We start from the raw sequence: 24101 nt of genomic DNA on the forward strand, positions 1-24101 counted from the left end.
ATACCTGAAGGATTTGCGCATGGTTTCTACGTAATGAGTGAAACAGCAGAGTTCGTATATAAATGTACAAACTACTATGACCCTACATCTGAACATTCAATTTTATGGAACGATCCTGATATCGGTATTAAATGGCCTTTGGCAGATGGAATCAAAATAAATCTTTCTGATAAAGATACCAAAGCATCAGCTTTAAAGGATGCCGTTCTTTTTGAATAATTAAATAATCTGCTCAGTGGTATGAATTTTTATGAGTAATAGTCAGTGATTAATGCTTAATTTGGTATAAGAGAGATTTTTACGGAGCCAAAATAGCGGCCCTTATCCTTAAAAACGGTTTTTAAACTTAATTTGATACACGTATCCATACTTTTCTGCATGCATACCTGCATTTACCCGACCGGACTACTCTATAATTAACCGCAGTACACACAGTCAGAACCGGAAAAGGCCACGGCACAGGCCTTAACCAATCTTTTTCTGAACTCCGCGGCTGATTTGTACTTAGGAAACTGTTCCTTTTTACATTCCTGATATGTTTTTCCCGGAACCGGAATCCAGACGATGTCTTATTGCCAGAATCTGGGCACAGGCATCCGTCATTCTGTTTTTCAGAAGAGTGATGCGCTTCTGACAAGTCATGGCATTAAAGAAACTGTTTATCCAGAAAAACTCGTAAATAATCATCAGTCTGTCAAAACTGCCGAGACATACGGCCAGTTCCTTCTCCATTGGGGTTTTAATCTGCAGACTGCGTCTGTATCCGCCGGTTGCTGCGGTATTATCCAGAAGGTTCATCAGACCGTTATCCGAAATCAGCTTCTTCATGCGTTCAAGCTCTTCGGCAAATGCCGTACCGAGATCGACAATTCTTTTAAATCCCTTACGGATATTCTCCAGTTCAACGGAAGTGAGTTCCTTTTTCTTAAAAAAGAATAGTACTGACAGTCTGCGCATGCTCCACATGGTTCCCGGCAGCATACGCCCCGCTATCTTCCCGGCTTCGGCGGAAAGCAGCACCAGTTCGTATTTCTGACTCAGATGACGAAACTGAAGCCGTTCCCCTGTTTCCTGCTTCAGCCTTTTTTCAGGTGATTTTCCTTCATCTGCTGAACCTGCCGCGACGCCTGCCGGCAGACTCGTGCCATTATTTTTTTTCTGAATACCGTTCCTGACGCTCTTTTCAGGGATCTGCTCTGCCGACATCATGTTCCTTCCTCATCAAAACTTACAGAATTCATGACGGAACAGTCTGCATGCCTTTTCCCGAACGGATACCTCATAAAACATTAAAATACCGTCAGGAATTTCCGTCGTCACGGAAATCACGTTTCAGAACAGCCCCTGTCCGGCAGGATTTCAGGGTTTTCGACACAAGATCACATTGTAGCTTCGCCCCAAAAACAATACACATCATTTCCGGGATTATTGAGATATAATCTAGAGCCGATAAATTGTTTTTCACGGATTCCCTTCTTTAAAAACTGCTGTCACGTAATTCCGTCAGCACTATCACGGTTATGACGGCGACAGGAATTAAGATCGACAGTTCGGGGAATTTTCTTTTTCTATTTTCAGGCATACAGGATACCAAATGTTTTTAGCCCCTATCATCATGGCAGCGGCCGTCACCGGAGCACCGGCCGACTGGGCAAGAATGACACATCCGGCAGGAGAGCAGGTTCAGTCAATCGGCGAATACAGCAACGGCTGCATAGCCGGTGCCGTAAGCGCGGATCTTAAAAATCCCTACTATCAGGTTATCAGACAGCAGAACAGACGTTTCTACGGTCACCCGGTTCTTGTAAGTTACATTGGAGATCTGGCGGACAGGGCTCATGAAGCGGGACTGCCTATCCTTCTGGTCGGAGACATGGCCATGCCGAGAGGCGGACGCTTCATAAAAGGCCATGCCAGTCATCAGACCGGTCTCGACGTTGACATCTGGTTCAGAATGGTTAAAAAGCCTCTTGGAAAAAAGGATCTGGAAAAACCATGGGCTCTTACCATTGTAAAAGACAATTTTCTGGAAACAAACGGTTACTACAGCAAAGACATTTATACCCTGGTAAAGCTTGCAGCCACGGATGATCGCGTCGCCAGAATCTTTATAAATCCGGCCATTAAAAACCAGCTGTGCAGAGACACTCCTGAAGAAGAACGCGGATGGCTACACAAAATTCGCCCGTGGTGGGGGCATACCGCTCACATTCACGTAAGACTCGAATGTCCTGAAGGAGCCGATTCCTGTGTCAAGCAGGCCCCTATTCCTGAAGGAGACGGCTGCGGAACCGAGCTTCAGAGCTGGCTTGATGAAATCAGACATCCTAAGAAGAAGGACACCAAACCTAAGCCAAAGGTCAAAAAGATCGTACCTGAGCAGTGTATACAGTTACTGCAGATGAACTAGCGGGGACTGCAGCCCGGTGTGTTTTTCCGCCGTCGGTATTTCACGGAAATCACCGCATTTTTTCAGTTGCCCGATAAACATGAAAGCCTGTCATGATATATCATGACAGGCTTTCCCTATTACGAAACATGGTTCCTTCGTGACAGGAAACCGTTTAATCCTAGTCAAAGAGAATAGGCATTCTCTTCTTGAGGTATTTGGCCAGCTGCTCACTCTTGATGGAAATCTGCAGATGGGTTGCGGTATCATCAACGGACCAGTCAAGAAGTCTTATCATATCAAGGGAAAGCTCCTTTTCCTTGATGGTATTCTTGATGGCAGGAGTCAGATCAACGATGTATTCCTTGGAATTGAACTCACTCTTGCTTACGTTGATTCCCGGAATGGCCTTGTTTATGGCGGAAATTTCCAGTCCGGTCACCATCATGCCGATTTTAATCATGTTGCGGATAAACCATGAGGTATCAGGCATTTCCCATGAATTAAGCATAAATGCCAGCTTGAAGGTATCCCTGTTCAGAATGATTTCACGAACGGAAAGATCCAGAATGATTTTTCCAAGCTTTACGTGCTCCGCCACCAGCTTGATCTTGTTGATGCTGGAGGTTGAAACCTGCAGGCTGTTCAGAACTTTCGGAATCTTGATGTCAGACACGTACTCGTTAACCAGTTCGGTCGGCACTACAAAACGGCCGAAAACCATATCCTCAAATCTCTGAGCCTTCCAAATTTCCTTACCCAGCTTTTTCAGGTCGCTGAATTCGGCACTTACCTGGGACTGAGCATCCTTCACTCTTAACTCATAGCGCTGATGAATACCATCCACCACGTTAGAATCAAACATGGTTCCATTGTTGGGATTGTAGTATTTCTCTGACATTTAAGCCTCTTACTTATTCTTATTCTCCGTCATGCCTCTTTAATCTATCCCGAACGCCGCCCCGGAAAACTCCGGCCGGCACCGCACGGCGGAATACCACTTTACTACGGTTCATTATAACCTATCTGCATTCTTTTTGTAAAAACATGTCAGGCGTCTTAACCGTGAATGTGTGCTTTCTCAAGATTGCACCATTCCATATGGATAAAAAACCGCCGATTCCGCCGGAAAAGCCACCTGAAAACATCATACAGGTATTTTTCAGGGACAAAAAAACCGGCTGTCGGAATAAAACCAGCAGCCGGTATTCTGTCAGAACTGACTCAGGTCAGACATTAGAGCATGTGAGCTCTTAATTCTTCACCGCTTAACGGGCTTAAGTATGAAGGAGCAACGTCAAATACGGTGAGACAGCCGGTCTTGCCTTCAGCGTGTAATCTGTAAGAGGCACGTGCATAGGCAACGAGTACGCTTGAAGTGAATTCCGGGTTTGAATCAAGCTTTAAGCTGTATTCGATAACGTGGGTCTTGTCACCGGTAGAGCCTGAACGGATTACGAAACCGCCGTGAGCGATACCGCTGTGATCTCTTACGAATTCTTCTTCAGAAATGAAGTGAACGATGGTATCGTAGTCAGAGAAGTAGTTAGGCATGGTCTTGATTTCGTTTTCAACGTAAGCTGCATCAGCACCTTCCTGAAGAACAACGAAACATTCACGTAAGTGCTTCTGACGGGTGGTTAATTCAGGATTTGAACCGCTGCGTACTGCTGCAAGAGCTTCTTCCTTAGGAATGGTGTACTGCTTAGCGTTCTTAACACCCTTGATTCTTCTTACTGCATCAGAGTGCCCCTGGCTTACGCCCTTACCCCAGAAGGTGTAATCCTTGCCGTTTGGTAAAATTGCGTTTGCATAAGCACGGTTTAATGAGAATAAACCCGGATCCCAGCCTACTGAAATCATACCGAGGGTACCGTTGGCACGTGCGGCAGCATCAACGTTTGCAAAGTGTTCAGGGATACGTGCGTGGGTATCGAAGCTGTCGATTACGTTGAATAACTTAGCAAGTTCCGGAGTCTGCTGAGGTAAATCAGTAGCACTGCCGCCACAGATAATCATAACGTCAATCTTGTCCTTCCATTCAGCAACCTGTGAAGCGCTTACTACAGGTGCACCGCATGCAACCTGAACTGAAGATGGATCTCTGCGGGTGAATACTGCTGCGATTTCCATGTCTGGATTAAGCTTAACAGCCTTTTCAATGCCTCTGCCAAGATTACCGTAACCATAAATACCAAGTCTAATCATTTTTGACTCCTTACTTTAATGTATTTGTAAATTTGAAATGATCCTTAACAAAACATGTGGACATTTTAGATCAATATTTCGCGTTTCTGAATAAAAAAAATCAATAAATTCAAATATTTTTTTGAATTTCCCACTTTTTGTGCATTAAAAAATATCAATTAGCCATAACTAACTAAAAACGTGCAGAATCCTGTCTTTTTCGTGCATCTTTTTTGAGCGTTTTTCGGCGGTTTTTCGGAAATTTTTCATTTTCTGCATTTTTCATGAAGTTTTTTTTAATTTTCCCCGTTCTTTAACCTGACATCCGGAGGGGCATAACCTTTTCCGCAGAGTGTCATCCGTCCCCGGCCGTGATTTTCCGCAGGAAGATGCGCATTCCCGTGCACAAAAAAATCCCGTTACCGGCAAATCATACCTGATAACGGGACTGATGCTTATCTTAAGCCCTACTCAATGATGAACATGTCACTTGAGCTGTCGGAGGCTGATGCTGAAGGAACCGGATCTACGGATACGTTCTCTTCAAGCAGGTCATATACCGGTTTAGGCTGATGTGCGCTGTCGGTTGCCGGAGCGGAATTCAGGTGAGTTATCGGAGCAGATGCTGATGATGCAGCCGGCGCAGCAGTAGCAGCCGGTGACACGGGCTGTTCCATGATAGTTGAATCCTCCTGAAAAACCGGAGTATCGGCAGCAGGTGCGGTAACTGCAGGAGCTGCGGATGAAGCTGAAGAGGCAGGAACATCCCCTGCTCCCACAACGGCAGCCTGGCCCCTTTCGTTGAGGTATTCAAAAATCTTGACAACCTTCTTAACCCCGTCAATGCCCCTGACCACGTTAACGGCTCTGTTGGCTTCAGAATGGTTAACCAGACCGATGAGATAAACCACCCTGTTTTCGGTGATAACCTTGAATCTGCCTGAATTGATTTCCTGACCGAAAAGCAGCTGGGTCTTGACCTTGGTGGTAATCCAGGTATCGGTTGAGCGGTCAGACATGCTCAGAGGCTCAATCATTTCGATTCTGTTGACAATCTTTCTTACCTCAGGAATGGTCTTAACCCTGGAAACGATGTATTCAATGTATTCCTTGTCACGGCACTGACCGGTCAGAAGAACAATACCGTTCACGGAAGTGGCATCCAGCTTGGAAGCCTCGTAAATTTCACGATTATTTGAAAGATATTTGTTACTCTTGTGCTCTATGGCTTCATCGTCAACCATGGTTCCCACGGTTCTGCTGTCCGCCGCCACCACGGCACCGGCCCCTATGGCACTGCCGGCAAGAAGCGCGGTACAGCCGCTTGCGGTCACGGCCGTAAAAACTCCGAGCATAAGCAGAGAAGCAATTCTGTTCATATAATCCCCCTAATAGTAATCAGTTAAGCTCCCATCCGAGCGTTTTTCATATTCATTTATGTATTACGGACAGGCAATATTAAGCTTAGACAGGCAGATATGCATCAGGTTCTGCCGAATAAGTCGAACTCTATCACACTGTCATTTTTTTGGCAATAAACGAACTATACGTATATTCTGCCGTATAGTGTACATTTATTGTCGGATACTGTGACTTAAAGAATGAGAATTCCGGGAAAACGGGGATGTTTCCGCACTTTATCCGAAAAATTCCATTCTGAACCGAACACGCAGAAAAAAGCCGGTTTCAGCTTCATGACGCACCGATGCGGCACATCCTCAGCTGAAACCGGCCTGACTTTACAGAAATACCCTAATTACCGGTTAGAGGTGTCTGAGAACACATGCTTTTCACTGAAGAGTATTTTGATTCCAGATAATCTCTGGATGTCTTAACCTTTGACAGGGCGAGAGATGCTTCATTTATACCATGATCACGGGCACCGTACATCAGCCAGGCGAACCCCTCATCTGAATTACCCACTGAAGCATAATATTTCAATCCAAGAAACATTATGGATTCAGCGTGTCCCTGACAGGCGCTCTTTGTCAGCAGAGGCTCTATTTCACTTCTCATTTCATCAGGAAGTGTCTTACTGCTGAAAATAAGGGCAGCCTCAAGATATCTGGCGTCGATACTGCCTCTGGCAATGGCCTTTTCGTACCATTCTGACGCATAAACGTCATTCTTCTGAACCCCCTGACCGCGCTCATACATGATTCCCAGGAATGTCTGGGCATAGCTGCTCTGCTTGGCTATCTTCATGAAGGTTTCCCTGGCTTCATCGTATTTACCCTGAATGTAATACATGCGACCGAGATTCTCGGCTCCCACAGTATGCCCAAGGTCTGCTGCCATTTTGAAGAACTTCTCAGCCTCAGGATAATTATGCAGTTCAAAATAAATATCGGCGGCACGGGCAGCTGCTTCAGCGGCATTGATATCTTCAGATGAAGCAACCATTCTGTACCATGCGAGAGCCGACTCAGCATCACCGACCTCGTCATAGGCACTGGCCAGAGGGAACAGGGCTTCGGCCACCCCGCCGTTTACGGCCTTCTTGAGATACAGAATGGATTCGTTGACGTTTCTCTCCACGCCCATTCCGTAGAAAAGAAGTTCACCGTACTGAAAAGCTGCAGGAGCATAATCAGACTTGGCCAGATTCTCAAAAATCACCAGGGCTTCATTGCCGTTGAGACTTGCACCTCTGCCGTCCTGAATCATCATGGCCTTTCTGAAAAGGGCATCCCTGTTTCCTGCCTCTGCGGCCTGATTGATGTACTCAAAGCCTTTTTCGCTGTCTTTCTTGGTACCTACGCCGTCAGCATACATGACACCGATAAGATAGGCGGCTTCAACATCGTTAGGAGAAACCTCTATGGCTCTTCTGGCGAAACTGAAAGCCTCATTTTCATCCTTGTTAACTCCGATGCCTTCAAGATAGATTCTTGACAGGGCGACCAGAGCCCTGTTGGAACCGGCACTCTGAGCCATGCGGACGTAGTGTACCGCTTCCTTAACATCCCTGTTCTGACCGTAGAGACCGTTAAAATAGATTTCATAAAGTTCATATGCGGCATCAGGATAATTGGTCTTTCTGAGGAATTCCTTCATTCCTGCAATACCCTTTGCAGAAACCTCAGGATTCTTGTTCATCACCATAACCTTCAGCTCAAGAAACTGAGCTTCGAGATCATTGGTTCTTGAAGAATACTTCTTTATCAGCATCCCGGCCTTGTCAAGGTCAATCACTGTACCGAGGCCTTCCATGTAACATTTTGCCAGAAGCATGTCTGACTCGCGGGAAGGATGGTCATGCTGTTCCTGATAAACCAGACGGAAAACCGATTCCAGCTCATCACGATGAACCAGATTATCAAGATAGATTCTGGCAAGTGGAATACGGGCCCTGAAATCCCTGTTCTGCACGGCCATTTCATAGTTCTGAACAGCCTTCTCGTAATCCTTTTTCTTGAAGTAGTATTCTCCGAGAGGATAGTAGGCATTGGAATTGGTTTTGTTCTTTGCGATGGCTTCCTTTAAAAGCTCCGCACCGCGATCCATGTTTTCCTGATTTTTGGTATCATTTATAAGGAATATGCCGTTGATGATGTTATAATCATTCGGCCTGCTGGTTCTGAACTTTTCAGCGTAGTTTCTGGCGCTGACGATATTGTTGTTTCCCAGCTCGTAATAAGCCATGTACAGAGCGGCATCAACCGATCCCGCATCCACAGCTTCCCTGTACATTTCTATTAACTTTTCCTGAGGAACTTCTCCACTGGTCTCCGCGACCCTGCACTTCATAAACAAATCGTTCGGATCATCACCGCACGCACTTAGTCCCAGACAGACTGAGAGACCAACAGCAAGACATAACTTATTCACTGCCAATATCCTCAACTAAAATTCTCTATCTTCTATTTTCTTATATCTTTTATAAAGCATTATTTACAGATGCACTAATTATACAAAAAAAAACACATGATACAGCTAAAACCTCATACTTTATGTTCATTATGCTGATTGTGTATTATTTCTCACCGCAATAACACATTTTATGAGCAGTTCTGAAGCCTCAGGAGACGGTACAGGCATACGGATGACGACGAAAAACGAAAAAAGCCGTCACTCTGAAAAATGACGGCTTCCACGTATTACTGAAATTATCCTGACGTACTGCCGGCCCTCTGCGTCTTCAGGGCTGTTCCGCTACCTGTCATCAGAGACTGTAGGTCTTTACAAAACGGGAAACCTCGCGATTTCCGTAATTTCTGAAATCACCCCTGCCGTCACCGATGCCGTTGGATTCTCTGATCACCACGTCATAGAACATCAGACCGTTATTCAGTCCGGTGTCGCTGCTGTTGCCGATGTATCTGCCGTCACGCTCAAAATAGCTGACAGTGCCGTCAGCCGAACTCATGGCGTAACCGACAGGTTTTCCTTCGGCATTGAAATAATCTGTTCTTCCCGCTTCATTCTTTACCGCTGAACCGATCTGCTCCCTGTCAGCATTAAAAAACAGCTCATTACCCGCATCATTCTTCTTCATGGTAACAATAAGCTTACCTTCGGAAAAAATCTGTTTACGTCCGAGTAAATCCGTCTGTACCTCGTAATTTGCCCCGTATGCCACTGATGCCAGATTCCATAAAAGCATCACGGCGGAAATCTTTAATAGTGTTTTTCTTATATGCATTCTAATTATTATCTTCGTTATTATCCTGGCGGATTCGATATATCGGGCCGAGCCTCCTGCTGCAGCACAAATCCATCACCAGTGTCTGAAATTTTAATAAATAACCGCGTATAAAAAAAATAAAGAGATCTAAATAAATCAAAATATTGAGTGATCCGGATAACAGATCCGTAAAATTCTGCAAAGGTTTTCATAAAATGATGTTATGGGCGAAACATCTGTCGCCCATCACTCCGGAAAACGCCGCATTTCCAATCCCTGACCGCATTCATCTCCGGGATGCCGAAAAACAGGAAAGGGGATGCAGTGCATCCCCTTTCCGCTTTAAACCGTATAAGGTTTACTTTTTAGGCGGCTGAGTCTTTTTTCTGAAAAACCCCTTCTTTTCCGTCTTAGTTTTATTCTCGGGAGTCTTTCCGTTTACCTCCTTTGACTTTGCATGCCCGAAAAGTCTTGCAAAAAATCCAGGTCTGTCTTTCTTTTCTGCGGTTTTCTTTACCGGTCTGACAATACCGCCTCTGGAGGCACCGGAGAGCAGTTTTTTATTTTTTGCAGCGGCATCAGTCTCCGCACATGTCTCAGGCAGCACAAACTTGTTGATACTGCTTTCGGTGCTGGCGGCAAGGGTATCCAGTGTCTGACTGGTAATGGCCAGAGCTTCAATCTGAATCTGGTTGTCGTTGGACAGATCGCTGATTCTTTCGATATTTGAGGAAATGCCTTCAGAAGTCTTCATCTGTCTGTTTACGGATTCCTCAATGATGGAAGCCATTTCGTTGATGTGCACCACGGCGGTCTTGATGTCGTCGATGGCGTTGCTTGCCTGTGCGGACTTGTCCTTGGTAAGCTGCATTTCGTTGAGACAGATTTCAGAGCTGTTTACCGCTTCAATTACGGTGGCCTGCAGGTCTTCAATCATCTTGCGGATGTCATTGGCTGAGTTTGCCGTGGTATTGGCCAGACTTCTTACTTCGTCGGCTACCACCGCAAAGCCTCTGCCGTACTCGCCGGCACGTGCGGCTTCGATGGCGGCATTCAGAGCCAGCAGATTGGTCTGATCCGCAACGCCCTTGATGATGTCGATAATCTTGGCTATGTCGGAACTCAGATTGCTTACGTTCTTGATTACTATGGTGTTTTCCTTAATCTTGTCTGACAGAACCAGAGTCTTCTCCATGGTGTCATTCATGATGTTCTGAGACTTGACCGCCTCATTTTCCACCCCGTGAATTTCAGTCATGGTGCTGTTAACGGCCTTGGCGATTTCATTGATGTTGGTAAGCATCTCATTCATTGCGGAAGCCAGATTGAGGGTTTCATTACGCTGTTCGCTGATGGCGTTCTTGGAAATATCGGCCGCCACCAGATTATCGGTAGAGGCCATCTTCAGCTTCTTGGCGGAATCAGCCATCTGAAGCATTACCTCACCGGTTTCCGTGGTTACCCTGTTGAGGTTCTTGATGATTACCCCGAATTCGTTGACGTCTCTGGTATAAACCTGTCTGTTCAGATTACCGCCGGCGATTTCCTCAAGACGCTTTACGATGATTTCCATAGGCTTCTTGATACCGCGGCTCAGGAAGAACAGTACCACGAAGGTAATGGCAATGGCGACGATGAAGGATATGATACTGATAACCTTTGACTTGATGTACTTGTCGGAAGCAAGCTCCTTTGATTTGTTCAGTTCGTTGTCCACAAGCTGCTGAATGTTGGTTATTTCAGTCTTGATTTCATTAATCTTTTCCTTGGCCCTGTTCATGCTGTCGACAAGATCGTCAGTGGTCTTTACCAGATTTTCATGCTGACCTACCACGCCGTTGTCATCTGAACATGAATATTTGAAGTTGGCAATTAGCGCGCCTATTTCATTCTGTGCTTCAGGCATTTCGGAATAAAGATTGTCAGCCCATTCCTCATATTCAACAATGAACACGCCCAGCGACTTGCGGTCCTTGACGATTTCGTCATAGTTGTCGGAACCGAGGGCTTCAAGCACCTTCTTTTCAACCAGGGACTGGTAGGTCAGAAGGTTAAGCATTACATTATCAACGTAGTCATCAAAAACCTTAAGCTTGAGTTCCTGAATCATCTGTCTGAAAACGGGGAGCCACGCAATGAAGTCAGCCTGACTCTTGTTGGCCTTGATGGTAAGCTCCATGTTCTGTCTCTTCAGCTCAGGGATGGTATCGATAATATCGAGGTAACTTCTTGATAAATCCGCAACCTTGGACATTCCCCTCATGATTTCCTGATCATCTCTTGATAAATCAATGAACTTGTTGAGGCTGTTCTCAAATTCGTCTCTGGAACGGTTCAGGATGATAATCTGATTATCAAGATCCGCAACCGTGTTGGAATTTATCACGTCATAAAGACGGACACTGAGGGAGAGAAGCTTGATTTCAATTTCCTGAGACTTGTTGTTCAGAGGAATGTTCTGTTCGGTGATGTCGTTGATGGAAGAATTCATGGAACTGATATTGTAGAAGCCTCCAAGCAGAAGGGCTGATATCAGAAAAATAAGAATGCCGAAACCGACATACACACCATTGATTATGGATTTTTTAACAAAAGACAGAGTCCCCAGAGACAGGACGTTAAGCCATCTCCTTTTTAATCCGGAAACGAACTTTGATTTCATTTGTCCGACAACGTTCATTTTACCCATAATTCTCTTCTCAAAACATCTTGTTCGTACACGAAAAAAAGCTTTATTTTCAATAATTACCGCCACTTTTCACCAAAACGGTTCTTCCATTCCGACTGGTTAAAAAAGGAGCAGAAAACATGGTTTCGCTATTACATCATGATATGATGAACTATCTAAAAAAAATGAGACAATTACCGTAAATCAGATATTAAACAGCAAAAGAAAAGCCACATGTTGCTTATTTTTCCGAGAATATCACATTTATAACCCGACTTTTTCCGGGCTTTTACGGTAAATAAAGATAACGTTTTCAGAAAATTCGTTTTCTGACGCTTTTAAACGGTAAAACCGGAGTTTCCTCCGGTTTTGCGTTAAGCCCCGAGATGACTATTTGAAATGATGTTCCTCACACAGTCCCTTGGCGAGACATCCTGAACTCGGACTTATTCTGTAGTCCACATCCGGACCTGCCATGAACATTTCCAGAATCATGTCGGCATTATCTCCGAATTCCTTGCCGGTGGTATTGGCTCTTACTATGTAATTCCCCTGCTTGATGGTTATCACGTCAATGGAGCTCACGTATTCGGTTCTGAACCTGTTCCAGTTCATCACGTCAGGAACCTGCCCCTTGTCGCATTCACTGATACCGCCGTATCTGTAGATGCATTTTCTGAGATCGGATACCAGACGGTGAACCGGCTTTTCAACCTCACGGGTATACACGACCTTCTTATGAAGCTGATCAGGATCGATTTTTTCATTAATCATTTCCATATTAACACCGATAAGCTTCTTAAGAATACTGATCTCTTTGGACAGATTCTTTCCCTTTGCCGTCGCCTCCTCAAGATCATGAAGCTGCATCATGTTCATTTCCAGATAGGATTTAAGCCATTTCTGATTTACCGGATGAGACACGTACTGCTTCAGAGTCTTGCCCTTGAAATCATCGCACTTTACCCCGGTACGCACCATTTCAGCGATAAAAAACAGATCGGGATGCTTTTCCATGAAGAAATTTGAGGCTCCGGCCTGATCGTTTCTGTCAAGATATTCCTCTCCCTCCTCAATAACGGAATCCTTGTCCAGACCGGTTACCTTTTCTATAACGCCGGCACGGCATTCAAGGATAGTTTTCTCCAGTGTAAGTTCAGTCTGGGTCTTAGGCTTATTTTCCGTATTATCCAGCGATATGACCACTTTGGTCCCGCTGTCGCCGCATGAGGCTGCCAGCATGATTACTGCAGGCAGACAGCATAATTTAAAAAACTTCATCATTTTTCCCAACCTAACAGATTACAAAAACACAAAAATCCTACCCCATTCGCAAGCCCCGGCAGAAACACCGGAAACAGGCGTTCACATAAAATAAAATCCCGCTATCAGCAGACTTTAAAGCTTATGATAACGGGACTTTCCTTATTCAGACAGTAACTGAAATCCTAGTTGAATCTTGCCTTCAGCTTGATTTCAATCTTGTCGATTTCCTTGATTACATCCCTGATGGCCTTGTTGAAATACATATCGATACCATCCTGAACTTCCTTCATCTGCAGATAAGAGTACAGTTCTGAACCGTAACCCTTGTTTGCAAACATCTTCTTGAAGGTTACATTAGCTTCATCAAAAGCATGCTTGAGTTCCGGGAATACATCCACGTTATCGTTTATAAGTCTCATGTATTCTTCATGAGATTTCTGAATTCTGTCCACCACCTCGGTCATTTCAGTGCTTGATTTGCATGCAAAAAGCTCCTCTACGGCTGTTTCATAGATGGCTCTGGCACTGGTTATCTGTACGTATCTTACTTCCTCTTCAGGAGAAAATTCACGCCTGCTTACCAGCTGTTCAGTTTCACGAATGTTTCTGAACACGTTTTCCAAAACGTCCGGACCGTCTTTGAAATTGTTGTACTTGGCCACTATTTCATTCTGGTTGTTGGCGTAATCTTCGCATTTGAGCAGAATTTCACGTATCTGCTTGACAATTTCAGATGATTCAGCGGCGTACGGATCGTTTACACTGTCTTCAATAACCTTAACAGCGTAACTCAATTCTTCTCTGCTGCGCCACAATTCGTCTCTGTTAATCAGAAAATCGTCACGATTATTTGTGTTTGCCATCAGAATCATTGCTGAATTAAAACGATAAACGTCAGCCTTGAGATCCTTTACCTGCATTGCACTCACCAGGAACGGAATATCACCGCTGGTGAAATGACGATCCTCTGCAAGGGCATCTGATGCCATGCATGAACCGAAAGCGATAATGCCGGCCATTGTTAAACACAGAGATTTTCTACGAAATACAGTCAATATACTCATCATAGTCTCGCTATAACTAAAATTGTCCAAACCTAATTATGTAAAGTGCACGGATTTGTTAAAGAGATTGTATATACTGCCGTCTGATTATCAAAACATAAAATAGCATTCCTGTTATGTCGTAAACATTTTTTATAACATTTATCTTGTTTACGTCACAAAGTAGCAACTATTTTCAGTATTCGACACCCCGGTACAGACAAACTTCGTCATCCATGACTTCTTTGTACTCAACGATCATCTGTCAATGATCTCTATGGCAGCCAGCTATGCTATATACATCGCAGATACCGTTTCTGAACGAAACCTGCATAAACGCGGATGAGCCCCGCTTAAAGCAATCTGAATTTCCGTTATCCGTAACAGGCAGTCAGATATTTTTTGAATTTTTCCTAGCTGATCTGTTTTATCCTTCATGAAGCATCTTTAATTATTCTGTTTCTTATCCGCCGCGTCCATCATTGTTACCGATAAACACTCTGACAACACCTCACGAGTCCGAAATATTATAAATGTCTGAGTCTGAAATTATCTTTTATATTTAACCAGCAAAAACCATATTTGTGAGCTGAGTACAATTTTTGAATTTTATCCGTATGAACAATTACAGGCAGTACATCTCTAATCAGCTTCATTATTCAGCACCACGGACCGTAACTCATAATAAAAAGGGAGGCTGAATAAATCAGCCTCCCTTCAGCGGCATCGTTCAGTCCAAGCCCCTCCGGGCTCAGGAAACCGATGCCTGAAAAACCTTTCGCAGTATTACTTTACAGGTTCGTAGATTTCAAAATGAGCCTGAGGATGGGCACATGCCGGACATACCTTAGGAGCTTCGGTTCCCTCATGGAGGTAACCGCAGTTTCTGCAGCGCCATACAACCTTGTCGCCGCGCTTGAATACCTTGCCTTCCATCAGATTGGTATATAAGGCGGAGTAACGTTCCTCGTGGCACTTTTCAGCTACGGCGATAGCTTCAAAGATTGCGGCAATTGCAGGGAAACCTTCTTCTCTGGCGGTTGCTGCAAAAGACGGATACATGTGGGTCCATTCTTCTTTTTCGCCGGCGGCGGCAGCCTTGAGATTGTCAAGAGTGGTTCCGATGATACCGGCCGGATAGCTGTCGGTAATTTCAACGACACCGCCTTCTAAAAGCTTGAACAGACGCTTTGCATGTTCCTTTTCCTGATTGGCGGTTTCTTCAAAAATCGCACTGATCTGAACCAGACCTTCCTTCTTGGCTACTCCTGAATAAAAGGTGTAGCGGTTTCTTGCCTGAGATTCACCGGCAAAAGCCTTGAGAATGTTCTTCTCAGTCTGGGTACCTTTAACACTTGCCATAAATGACTTGCTCCTCTATTGTAGAATCATTGTTTATTGACCGGGGCTGAAACGCATGTGATAAACACGCCTCCCCGATAAAATCATCCCGCCTTTTTAGCTTTTTCAGATCTATCTGATAGTTCCTTGGAAACTAAATTGATTGGGGCCGTTCCGTTACCGTAAGATCCTCAGAAAAAGGCCTCACCGGAAACGGTCTCTTCAGTTACTCTATAAGAGAATTTTTCTCAGGTCAATCATTCCTTACAAATGCGTTGTTAAAATGAGCGACATGTACTCTTTCCAGGAAAACATCACCTTAATTCCTTACCGGCATCAGTCAAATTTCACTTTTTGTCAGATGTTCTGCACGTTCCCGGCTTTTCTTAAAAAAGTTCCTCCGGGCAGACCTTCAGAACTTTACTCTGCTTACCTTCATTATTAATGTATATGCATTTACCGGCATTTTCTGAAGACTGACAGGGGGGCCCAAAAAAATCAGAAGCGCGTGTTTTACGTTTTCTCTGAACAAAAAATCGGCGTACAAATTCTTTTTTTACCGAAATTGGTTAATTATCAAGCGTATAAAACAAAAATGCTTGACCAATCAAATTAAAGATATATAATGGACTCACTTTCAAGGTACGGCGATTAGCGCAGCCCGGTAGCGCATCTGGTTTGGGACCAGAGGGTCGCAGGTTCGAACCCTGCATCGCCGACCATATTTCAAAATTCCCCATTATCCATTTTTCATCATACACATTACATTGTCGGACTTTAGTCTGTGACCTGTTCTGTAATCAGAATCTGCATTTTGCTTCAGCATCATAAAAAACAGCGCGACTGTATACGTTCATGCCCTTATGCGCAATCCGTTCTGTCTGCAGGAAATCTTTTCAGTTTATGAAACTTCAATGATATCTTCGCCATACGGAAAATTCGGCAAATAACCAAAAGAAAAGGACGGAACATGCGAAACGACGTTCTGTCCCTAATGAGAAATCAGCTCCTAACGTACGGCATTATTTTCCTGAAGCTTCTTTGCCAGCTGAATTACTCTTTCGTACTCGGCAAGATGAACCTTTCTCAGATTTTCAATAAACTGAGCCAGATAGTCACGGAAGGATTCCTCGTTCCCTTCTTTTGCCGGTCTTATGGCCACGCCGTCAATTGCCGGAAAGATTGCATGTTCGTTATTAAGCCCGTGCACCGGAGCATATTCCGAAACCCTGTCAACGTCACCGCGGGAATAAATCGCCAGCAGCCCTCTTATGCCGCTGTCAAAACCTAGACTGTTTCTGATATGCACGCTGTTAAGGTATTTATCCATAATGGCCGGCAGGGACTTCTGCTTCACCGTATTGCTGGAACTGTACTTGGCGTCCATAATCAGGTAATCAACCAGATCCGAGCATGACCACTTTATTCTGATTACGTAGTCAGGGGTAAAGTAGAAATTGCTGCTGTAGTTTCTGCTGCTGACCACCATCGGTTCGTTGTCTTTGGTTCTGCCGTAGGTATAGATCTTCGGTTCATACCACAGTTCAAGGGTGAATTCCTTGTTTTCGGAGATCCAGCGGTAGTAGTTAAACGGTTCGCTGGCAGGGCGATGCCCAGGTTTTCCGCCGAAATAAGGAGCGTCCATATCGTGCCATTCCTGAGCCACGCATGCCCCGCCCAGCGTACTTACCACATTCACTATTCTTGACAGAACCATGAACTCATAAAGCTTGTCAATCTTGATAAAGTGGGAGGCAAAGTCGTTGAAGGTCAGCTTCACGCTGCTTACGTCATACCATCTGGCTATCTGTTCAAACAGCGTGCGGTACACCTGGGTTCTGGCCACAAACGGAGTTATTCGCGGCATCAGAGGCTTATCCAGATAACTTATGCCGGTTATCCTTCTGAACCCCGCATACAGTCTGAAGAAACCGTCAAGCAGCTTCATCACCCTTTCATTCTGGGCTCTGAGATCCTGAGTCAGAAAATCCTGAACTATGTATGAGTATCTGAAGTACCCTCTGTACCGGGCAGATTCCCCTTCAGACTTATCCATTTTCTTTTCATGGGAGGCAATGAAATTGATTATGGCCCCCAGCTTCATCTGAATATGATTGAAGAAGCCGGCAATAACCATGTTTTCAAAAAGACGGTATGAAGGCACCACCTTCTCTTCAGCCGCAAAATCAGTCCTTACGGGCATGTTGTTTATCTGAAAAGTCTGTTCTTCCGGACTGCACAGGGCTATGGCGTCACTGTTGAGCGACAGCCAGTGAATGGCCTCGGGAGAATTCGGAAGGCCGTTCGGCGTCACGCTGAGTCTCGGTTCCAGATTATGTCTCAACTGTCTCAGCAGCACGGTCCACAGACTGCAGCAGAGTCCGTATATCATTTCCGCTTCGGAAATAAGGTTCTCAAGATCCCCCGTTGATTCCCCGGTTCCGCTGTCATCAAGACACATTTTGGAAATGGTGTCGTATTCATCATTAATAAAGTTGAGAATCGAAGTGATTTCCCTGGCTCGTTCCCTGGTGGCCAGAACCTCCACGAAAACAGAGCTTTCAAAAAACTCACTGCGACCGACGAAACACTGAATCTTAATCTCGTGGCGCCCTACGAGGCCGTAGAACGGACGGCCGCTGTGAGGCAGATCCTCGCGCCATCTGACTTCCCACCATATTTCAGATTCAGAACCGTACAGCTCCCCCTGACAGTAATAGGATTCATCTCCTATCACCACCCTTGGTCCCTCTTTGGCCAGTTCCTCGCTGAGAACACCCGTATGATGTATTCTGATATTCAGATAGTAATCTTCGGGTATTTCCAGCACACCGCTCTGCGTATCAAAGAACTGTTCGAAGCCGTCGTCCATGACGACGTACTCCTGAAAGTCCCCTGCCGCGGATCCGGTGGTTCTGGCGGCACTTATCCTTACATCAAGCATATGCGCAACTCCTCTCTAAGCCTCGGCTTAAGCAAGGAACTGGTAGCTGTTCATGCGTTCCGCGCCTTCTGACTTGATTCTCTGAAGCAGCGCATAAGACTGTTCAAGCTCATTCTTTTCCAGAATATCGGCAAGATTGCTGAGTCTGTTGCCGAAACTTTCCCCGAAACCGTTAATCATCGGCAGAACAAACTGTCTGATGGCAAAATCCATGGCCAGATTTTCAGATGAACCTTCAAGCAGAGGAGCGGCAACCGTCAGATACTTGATAATCTGCTGATGCTTTCTGTAGGAAACCACGATACGCTGTCCCAGATTTGAGTCTTCCTGATACAGTGTCTCCTCAACCGCGTTGAGAATCTGATACATCTTGTTGGTGATGCAGGGTTCACTGGTATCAAACAGTGTCAGCCAGTCAGCCGCGCTGTATGTCTGGGTATTGACGCTGTGTCCGGTTCTGCGTTCCCTGTTGTCATCACTCTGGCTTGGTTTTTCATCAAACAGAATAACCGCAGAACGGTCCAGCATTCTGGCTGACATGACATTCACGGTATCGTCACTGTTTACCGTTCCCACGAATCTCAGGTACTGAGGAATGGTCAGATATGCTCTTTCCGGAGAACCTGTGAAGATCTTGCGTTCTGATTCACCGTCGGCAAGCTGCATGAATGATGAGAAATAGTGTTCAGGAGATGAAAGGTTCATTTCATCAAGCAGCAGAATGGCAGGGGTAACCTTTGACGGATCCCTTTCCTCGTCCAGAGTGGTCAGAAGTTCCCATAAACCGGTAGGGGCCGGCTGGAAACTGCTGGTAAGGCTGTTCCAGTACCCCAGAATGTCTCGCTGGGAAGTCCAGCCTCTGGCCACTGGAATGGTGTGCAGACGGTTATCCAGATTAAGCGCCCTGCCCATGGTTTTCACGAAAGAGGTCTTACCTGAGCCCGGAAGCCCCGCCAGAATGGTAAACTGATTCTGGGCAATGGTAATCACCATGGATGCCAGATTGTCTCTTGACATATAGCGGCCGTAGCTTCTCATGGTCCCCATCAGATCCTCTATATATCTGTTTCTTACCTTTCTGAGGTTGTCCAGATTGATTACGCTGGGGGTTCTGCTTTCAAAATTGAAACCTGCGCCCTTGACCTTTCTCGGTGTGGTAAAGGCCTTGAGCATTGAATGCATTTCCAGATAGCGGGAACTCAGATCCGCAAATGAATGATTGAGCTCTACATCCAGGTTCTCCTTGGTTCTGCGCAGCTCACCGACCTGCTTCTTCAGCTCGTCATATTCATTGCGGAGCTGCTTGTATTCCGACTTGAGTACCTCATGCTCTTCCGCGGATACGGTTTTAACCTTCCCTTTGGTTTTTACCTGCACCTCTTCAGCTTCCTTTACCGGCTCGGCATCAGTTCTTGCCAGCTGGGACTTTCTGCTTTCCAGATCCTTCTTGATGCGGGTCAGTTCACTCTGACTGCTTTCAATCTTGCCGCGGATGGTACGAAGCTTCTTTTCTTCCTCAACCCTGTCGTTCTTGAGAGAGTCAACCATTGACCTGCGCAGCTGACTCATGATGAATTCACTGTTGCGGTTGAAGTATTCATCAAAGAACACCTTGAACTCAGGCATTTCCATCATCAGCTTGAACATCTTGCTGCGTTCGTTTTCAAATTCCACCACGCCGCTCATGACATAGAAGAATCTGTTTACTCTTTCAGGCTCGGTCTTGAACTGACGGGTACCGGCAATATTCTGATTGGCCTTGCTCAGCTGACTGGCCTTAAGATCGTTGAACACGCAGTTAAGCAGACTGGTACCGTAGGTGGTTACCAGCTTCTCATTGTCCATGAGGTCCACTTTCTTGCCGCTGTTAAGCCAGTTCTGTGCCGGCATCTTCACCAGATACTTTCTGGAAACGCCGTCAACCTTTACGGTTCTGATGAAATCCTGGAAAAGATCATAGTCGTTGACCTTGACGCACAGATTATGGGTATCCTTTACCCCCAGAACACAGCGGTTGTTGTCCGGAATGGTCAGAGTGCATCTGTACTGATACGGAGCTGCGTCTTCAACCCTGGTAATCTTGTTGGCGTTAATCATGAAAGGTCCCATGATTACCTCTCTGGCCCTGATAAGACCGTAGAGCTTTTCGGAAAAGACATGCTCATTCGCTCCTGAGGCGGAAGATCTGGTGTTTACCGCCTCTTCCTCTTCTTCCTCCTCTTCACCACCGTTCGGCACGCCGTTCATACCTTCAACGGATGACAGGCTGCTGAAATCCTCCGGTTTGATTCCCATTGCCTCCATCTGACTCTTCATCCTTTCCAGAAGCTGCTTCTTGGAAACCATGGATACGGCGTCACGCAGAGGATTGCCGCTCTTGAAGGAATCATCCAGACCGAAACAGAAACTCTGAGTGTAGTCACTGTGCATTCCGAACATTGAACCTAACTGCTGTTCGGAATTAATTGTTTTCTCGACTCTGTACTGCTTACTTATTCTTTCGGAAATTTGCTGAATGTTCTCATCACTGATTAGATATTCACTGGAGTTCAACGGTTTCTTTGCCTGAGAAGACTGATTTTCAGAAGGCGCGGAAACGGCGGATGATGACAGGGGGGCTGAAGTCCCCTGTTCCTGACCTGCGGACTGAACCACCGGTTCACTGAGAACCGGAGCGGCAGACACGGGTTCAGCACGTTCTCCTGAGGCGGAGGTCAGGCTCTGAACCTCTTCGTTACCGGCATCGTCTTCCCCGCCTGCGTTTTCATCCTTTCCGCTCAGCAGTTCATGATTTCTGGCGATAATATCGTCAGCTGCGGCCACCGCTCTGATATCACGGGCCACGGCATCAGAAGTTTCGCTTACGAACGCGCTGTCATCGGCAAGCCTGCGAATCTGCTCCTGAACCGCACTTCTTACGGCCTGCTCATCAATGGAGGAGTCCGCATCTTCCGGCAGATTACCGGCAACGGCATCCCTTATATATCTGAAGAACTGTCCGTTAAGCTCACGGGCCGCAAAATAATTGTTGTTGGTGAAACTTTCGAGATTGTCTCTGTCAACGTTGAAATAGGTGGTATTGAAGCAGTCTCTCACGTATTTCTGGGCATCCTTTTCATTAAAGAACTCTTCCGTCTTCTTTACAAAAGGAAAGTCATCCCTGGAAACAGTGTACTTGGTGCACTTGACCATCACATAGTCGGTACTAGGACGGTACTTTATATATGCGGTCTTTTCCGCCGCGCGGAAATCCTCCACCTTTGGCTCCATGATTTCCACGAAATCATAAGGATCCAGTTTTGTTATTTTTTCGCTGTATGCCGTGTATTTACACCCTCGTTCCTCGGGTGAAGGATTGGCAATCAGCTTTACCAGTTTGCACTCTCCGAATTTGGAGATCATGTTTTTGGCGTTTGAGGTCAGAAAAACCTGTGCGGGCTCATCCAGAAACGTCTCCATATTGACAACGGAATATCTGTTTGCATTTCTGTTTTCCGTATCAGGCATCTGCTCGAATGCGATATCAATATATGAACAGTCTTTATTGTTTGACTTTGTGATGTATACGTTTGGATTGATTATCCCTACCAGCGTTCTTTCTTCAAAATTGCTCATTTGAATCCACCTCAAAAAAATCTGTTAAACCGGCACGGGCGCAGGGATGCCCCGACGCCTTCCATATGTATATGTATGTGTGTTTTATGCAGTGCACAGGAATCGCATTATCTAAAGGATACATCATGACAGTTCCGGAAAACCGCCAAAAACGTACAGAATGCCATTTCCAGAAAAAAACATGTGCAGAGAGAAAAAATAAGGAGCCAGCAGCAGCATCTGAATTCCCCCTAATGAATCATAAAGAAACCAAAAACGGGAAATTCCGGCCGATGAACAAAATGCATGAACCATTTTCCGGTCTTACCGAAAAAGATTCAGTCTCCTCCATTACAGAATTCTAACGCAGAAAAGGGCTGACACAGAAATGAATCAGTACTTTATTGTGAATTATGACAATGAGTTTTTATATTGACGAAATATTTCCGCTGAAAAAACGGCCGAAACGTTCAAAAAAGAAGCATTTCTCATCGAAATAAAGGAAATTGATAAAATATCAACCGTTTTTCGACATCAGCAAAGAAAAAACTGGTTAAAAAATACAAAAACAGTACTTAAAAAGCACTGAAAAAATGAAAATTTACTCCAAATATCCGCTCAAAACTCAAATAAATTATGACAAATATCACAAATTTAATAATTTTCTGACAGTCAAATCCTAGAAAATTTACATATTTTTAACAAAATTACATTCAACAAAATATTAATCACTGTCTGACATGCAAAATAACATGATATTGGTCACATTTTAGCTGCAGTGTCTGCAGGAATATTACCGCTAACGTACCAAACCGTAAAAAAAGATACCCTTAATTGATATTTTATACACTGAAGTTAAAAATGCAGAAAACATTACATGTAAAGGAAAAGAGTCGGATAACATCCCTTCCAAATTCATGAAACCGTATTCATCTCTACTGGTCAGGAGACGGAAAAAACAAAATTAAAACCTGTTTAACAATTAAATAACATTTTATTAAACTTATGATTAATGCGTTATTGGAATTTTTGATTAATTGCCATACATTAATCATATAATTCCCCGAAACCATTGATTTTTTACTGTTTTTTAACAATTAAAAGGAACCAGAATGCTGTTTTTGGTGATGAAAAAATAAATCTTATGTAATACAATAAGCTCATCAGAAAAGTCTAATCTGATAAGACTAAAGATTGCTAAAAAACATTTGTGAGCGTTTTCACAGAACAAAACAAAATAAAAAAAGTTTAATTGAAAAACGTTTTCACATTTGAAATAATTAAAGTGTGCAAAGGATATGCACTATACATGGATAACCTTGAATACCACCGAGGCTTCCATTGAATTCAATAAGAGAAGGAGTAACAACCATGACAGCAAAACTTTACGAACTCAACACCGAGATCCTGGGCAAATTAGTTGAAAGCCCTGAAGCATCTCAGAACTTTATCGAATCTATCATCAAGGATTTACCTGGTACCGTTGACGTTGAAACCATCAGCGATGTAACCGTTGGCGACATGAATTCAAGCAAGGTTGCAGGAAAGAGTGCAGAAGGTTTCTCTCAGATTAACGGTATCGTTTTCCAGTTCAGTCTTAACAGCAAGCCTGCAGAAATGATTCTTGTTGTTGAACCAGTATCATTCCTGAAGTGGTGGCATGATAAGAGCTTCTTCAGCTATAAGCTCTATCGTAACCACAGCAATATCAATGACGGCGTAAGACGTTTTGTAACATTCGTTGTAACTGACTCTGAAGTTAAGGCTTCACGTTTCCATGCTGTAAGTTGCTTCAACAACAACAACGGCGACAAGTGTGAAAGCTGCCAGATTCACGATATCTTCGCTGTTAAGCAGAGTGGCAATGAAGACTCTATGCTCGAAAACTGGATTCGTGCGTTGATATCCAAAAGCGACGCCGATGAAAGCACCAATAATGTATCAAGCATAACAGAGGCTTCAGGCTATAAGGTAGCTTAATATAATAAAATCTCTTATTGTATGTGGTATATTTCACCCGCTTCTGGCGGGTGATTCTTTAG

16 protein-coding genes and 1 tRNA gene are annotated in these 24101 nt (G+C 44.7%); 5 read left to right on the forward strand and 12 right to left on the reverse strand.

What is annotated here, in order from left to right; genetic code table 11:
• Nucleotides 1–219 (forward strand): dTDP-4-dehydrorhamnose 3,5-epimerase (locus BMY80_RS01665; protein ID WP_143066427.1); only part of this gene is annotated, 219 nt, incomplete at its 5' end.
• A 303-nt stretch (nt 220–522) separates the two neighbouring features.
• Here the strand turns inward: BMY80_RS01665 and BMY80_RS01670 are convergent.
• Entirely contained in the window at nt 523–1209 is a 687-nt protein-coding gene (locus BMY80_RS01670; RefSeq protein ID WP_143066428.1) for a hypothetical protein, read from the reverse strand.
• A 385-nt stretch (nt 1210–1594) separates the two neighbouring features.
• Between BMY80_RS01670 and mepA the strand changes: the two genes are divergently transcribed.
• Nucleotides 1595–2410, forward strand: coding sequence for a penicillin-insensitive murein endopeptidase (gene mepA / locus BMY80_RS01675; RefSeq protein WP_093140351.1), 816 nt, complete (start codon nt 1595–1597; stop codon nt 2408–2410).
• A gap of 160 nt (nt 2411–2570) precedes the next feature.
• Here the strand turns inward: mepA and BMY80_RS01680 are convergent, their stop codons facing one another.
• From BMY80_RS01680 to rbr, 9 genes are all read right to left on the reverse strand, one after another.
• Nucleotides 2571–3290 carry a hypothetical protein gene (locus BMY80_RS01680; RefSeq protein ID WP_093140354.1) on the reverse strand — a complete coding sequence of 240 codons (720 nt, stop codon included), beginning with the start codon at nt 3288–3290 and terminating at the stop codon, nt 2571–2573.
• Nucleotides 3291–3625: 335 nt separating this feature from the next.
• Nucleotides 3626–4597: a diaminopimelate dehydrogenase gene (locus BMY80_RS01690; protein ID WP_031580072.1), complete on the reverse strand. Its 972-nt coding sequence runs from the start codon at nt 4595–4597 to the stop codon at nt 3626–3628.
• A 446-nt stretch (nt 4598–5043) separates the two neighbouring features.
• On the reverse strand, nt 5044–5955 hold the full coding sequence (locus BMY80_RS01695) for a BON domain-containing protein (protein WP_093140360.1): 912 nt from the start codon (nt 5953–5955) through the stop codon (nt 5044–5046).
• Nucleotides 5956–6328: 373 nt separating this feature from the next.
• Entirely contained in the window at nt 6329–8407 is a 2079-nt protein-coding gene (locus BMY80_RS01700; protein ID WP_093140363.1) for an SEL1-like repeat protein, read from the reverse strand.
• A 334-nt stretch (nt 8408–8741) separates the two neighbouring features.
• On the reverse strand, nt 8742–9221 hold the full coding sequence (locus tag BMY80_RS01705) for a hypothetical protein (protein ID WP_031580069.1): 480 nt from the start codon (nt 9219–9221) through the stop codon (nt 8742–8744).
• A gap of 340 nt (nt 9222–9561) precedes the next feature.
• Nucleotides 9562–11892: a methyl-accepting chemotaxis protein gene (locus tag BMY80_RS01715; RefSeq protein WP_093140368.1), complete on the reverse strand. Its 2331-nt coding sequence runs from the start codon at nt 11890–11892 to the stop codon at nt 9562–9564.
• A 369-nt stretch (nt 11893–12261) separates the two neighbouring features.
• Nucleotides 12262–13155 carry a hypothetical protein gene (locus BMY80_RS01720; protein ID WP_093140371.1) on the reverse strand — a complete coding sequence of 298 codons (894 nt, stop codon included), beginning with the start codon at nt 13153–13155 and terminating at the stop codon, nt 12262–12264.
• A gap of 164 nt (nt 13156–13319) precedes the next feature.
• Nucleotides 13320–14156: a hypothetical protein gene (locus tag BMY80_RS01725; protein WP_093140374.1), complete on the reverse strand. Its 837-nt coding sequence runs from the start codon at nt 14154–14156 to the stop codon at nt 13320–13322.
• Nucleotides 14157–14966: 810 nt separating this feature from the next.
• Nucleotides 14967–15542, reverse strand: a complete 576-nt coding sequence (rbr, locus tag BMY80_RS01730) for a rubrerythrin (protein ID WP_093140376.1) — start codon at nt 15540–15542, stop codon at nt 14967–14969.
• Nucleotides 15543–16166: 624 nt separating this feature from the next.
• Here rbr and BMY80_RS01740 point away from each other — a divergent pair.
• A tRNA-Pro gene (locus BMY80_RS01740) sits at nt 16167–16243 on the forward strand.
• Nucleotides 16244–16530: 287 nt separating this feature from the next.
• On the opposite strand, the gene BMY80_RS01745 is transcribed toward BMY80_RS01740, so the two are convergent.
• A complete protein-coding gene (locus tag BMY80_RS01745; protein WP_093140382.1) occupies nt 16531–18465 on the reverse strand; it encodes a hypothetical protein in 1935 nt (644 codons plus the stop codon).
• A 27-nt stretch (nt 18466–18492) separates the two neighbouring features.
• Nucleotides 18493–22080 carry an AAA family ATPase gene (locus tag BMY80_RS01750; protein WP_093140385.1) on the reverse strand — a complete coding sequence of 1196 codons (3588 nt, stop codon included), beginning with the start codon at nt 22078–22080 and terminating at the stop codon, nt 18493–18495.
• 125 nt (nt 22081–22205) lie between these two features.
• Between BMY80_RS01750 and BMY80_RS12020 the strand changes: the two genes are divergently transcribed.
• Both BMY80_RS12020 and BMY80_RS01755 read left to right on the forward strand, forming a co-directional pair.
• Entirely contained in the window at nt 22206–22424 is a 219-nt protein-coding gene (locus BMY80_RS12020; protein ID WP_143066429.1) for a hypothetical protein, read from the forward strand.
• A gap of 1006 nt (nt 22425–23430) precedes the next feature.
• Nucleotides 23431–24039 (forward strand): hypothetical protein, encoded by a 609-nt coding sequence (locus tag BMY80_RS01755; RefSeq protein ID WP_031579832.1) that lies wholly within the window; start codon nt 23431–23433, stop codon nt 24037–24039.
• Nucleotides 24040–24101: the final 62 nt, after the last annotated feature.

The sequence above is a fragment of the Ruminobacter amylophilus genome, assembly GCF_900115655.1.
Lineage (GTDB): Bacteria > Pseudomonadota > Gammaproteobacteria > Enterobacterales > Succinivibrionaceae > Ruminobacter > Ruminobacter amylophilus.